1 protein-coding gene and 1 pseudogene are annotated in these 1985 nt (G+C 71.7%); one reads left to right on the forward strand and one right to left on the reverse strand.

Annotation, left to right across the window (positions count from 1 at the left end; translation table 11 throughout):
• Positions 1–102: 102 nt before the first annotated feature.
• Positions 103–672, reverse strand: coding sequence for a carboxymuconolactone decarboxylase family protein (locus GH736_RS21955; protein WP_159607070.1), 570 nt, complete (start codon positions 670–672; stop codon positions 103–105).
• 380 nt (positions 673–1052) lie between these two features.
• Here GH736_RS21955 and GH736_RS21960 point away from each other — a divergent pair.
• Positions 1053–1985: pseudogene (locus tag GH736_RS21960) on the forward strand (hypothetical protein); the annotation flags it as partial.

Below are 1985 nucleotides of genomic sequence, written 5' to 3' on the forward strand. Positions count from 1 at the left end.
GCGGTCGCGAGGTGGCGACCCGCGTCCCGTCGGTCGGTGAAGCGCTCCCTGGACATGGCGTGCGGCTTCGACTCCAGCGGCGGCCCGGCCGGCCCCGCAGCGTCAGACCCCGTCGAGCAGGGCGGTCCGGAGCGGCTCGCTGAGCGACGGAGGCACGTCCACCTCGACGTCGAGCGCCTGCAGGGCCCGACCGAAATAGACGCGGGCCGCGGCGGCCACCGTGATGTCGACGATCTGGCGATCGCTGAACCCGGCCTCCCGAAGGCGAAGGGTGTCGGCATCGGTCATGCCGGCCGAGTCGCGCGCCAACTGCTCGGCGAACCGCATCATCGCCACCTCGGCGTCGGAGAGGCCGGCATCCGTGTAGTCGAGCGCGATGCGCTCGAGCTGCGCCTCGTCGAATACCTTCAGCGACTTCAGGCCGTGGGCCAGGCGACAGTGCGGCGAGCCGGTGCCGAGCGCCGCCGCGAGCGTCACGAGCTCGAATCCTCGGAAACCCAGCGATTCGATCGTGGAGGCCGTGAGCGCCCGGAAGGCCGCGTACGCGGCCGGGTTCACCGCCATCGCCATCGTGTGCGTCGCGACATGGCCGAGCGCCGCGCGATCCTCGTCGTAGTAGCGCGCCACGCTCTCGGGCGCCTCGCCGTCGGGGACCGCCCTGATGATGGTCATCGCACCCCCTGGCAGTCGTGACCTTGCACCACAGGCCTAGCGTGCGGTGTTCGACGCGTCAAGCCCTGTGCACTCGAAGAGCGCGCCGCCTACCGTTGTTGATGTGGCACCGGACACCGACGAGGCGACTCGTCGAACGCGCATCGCGCGGCCGGTGAGAACACCGGAACGCCTGAGCGACGACTGAGGGGTCGACGCACAGGGCGGGGGAGCGGGTCGGATGACTGGGGGTCATCCGACCCGCGTTCTCACCGTTCCCGAGTGAAGTTCGCGTATCGGGTCTCGTCGCCTATGCTGAGTGGACCCTCCCCCACGAACGGGGGAACCCGTTCAGCACAGGGATTCGACGGCGACTCGACGCCGTCGGGCTTGGAGTGTCCGTGGGGCGTCATAGTGTCAAGGCCCCGGCAAGGAAGCCGGGGCGCGCGCTCGTCTTTTCCATCATCGCCGCCGTCGCCGTCGTCGCCATCGTCGGATCCGGGGTGTACCTGTGGGTCGGCGGCCACCTCTCCCCGCTCTTGGCGGCCGCCGAGAGCGGCTGCGCAGAGACGGAGCAGGTCGTCGTCGTCGCCGACACGTCCATCGCGCCGGCGCTCACCGACGTCGCGAAGGACTACGACGCGTCGTCCGACGCGTGCGTCGAGACGGTGATCAAGTCGCAGGACTCGGCCGACACGGCCGCCGTCATCGCCTCTGGCGGCGTCGACGCCGACGCATGGGTTCCCGAGTCCGGCGTCTGGGTCGACCGCATGGCCGCGACCGCGGCGTCACTCGGCCAGACCGCTCCCGAGGTCGAGGTGGGCGCGCCGATCGCGTCCACTCCCGTGGTGCTGGCCGCCGCGGCCACGACCGCCGCCGAAGTCGCCAGCGAGCCCGTGACCTGGACGAGGGTGCTGGGTGGCGGCCTGCCGACGATCCTCCCCGACCCTGAAGCCTCCTCGGCGAGCCTCGCCGGGCTCATGGCGCTCCGCGGTCACTCCTCGCCCGACGACCCACGGCAGTTCGCCGGGGCCATGATCGAGCTGGGCAAGACCATTCCCGCCTCCACCAGTGCCGCGTTCGGCGCGCTCGCCGCCAGTCAGCAGCCGAGCGTCGTGCTCACGACCGAGGCGCAGGTCGCCGACTACAACCTCGACGAGCCCGCCGAGACGCTCGTGGCGGCGTACCCCGCCGACGGCACCGTGCTCCTCGACTACCCGTTCGTGCAGCTGCCCGGCGACCCCGACACCGAGGCGGCATCGGCCGACAGCACCGCGGATGCGGCGCAGGCGCGCACCGACCTGCTCACCGCGTTCGCCGACGCCGCCCGGGCC

This window comes from Agromyces humi, assembly GCF_009720255.1.
Classification (GTDB): domain Bacteria; phylum Actinomycetota; class Actinomycetes; order Actinomycetales; family Microbacteriaceae; genus Agromyces; species Agromyces humi.

Excerpts from the sequence above, each read along its gene's own strand:
- GH736_RS21955 (WP_159607070.1), bottom strand. The coding sequence starts at position 672 with ATGACCATCATCAGGGCGGTCCCCGACGGCGAGGCGCCCGAGAGCGTG.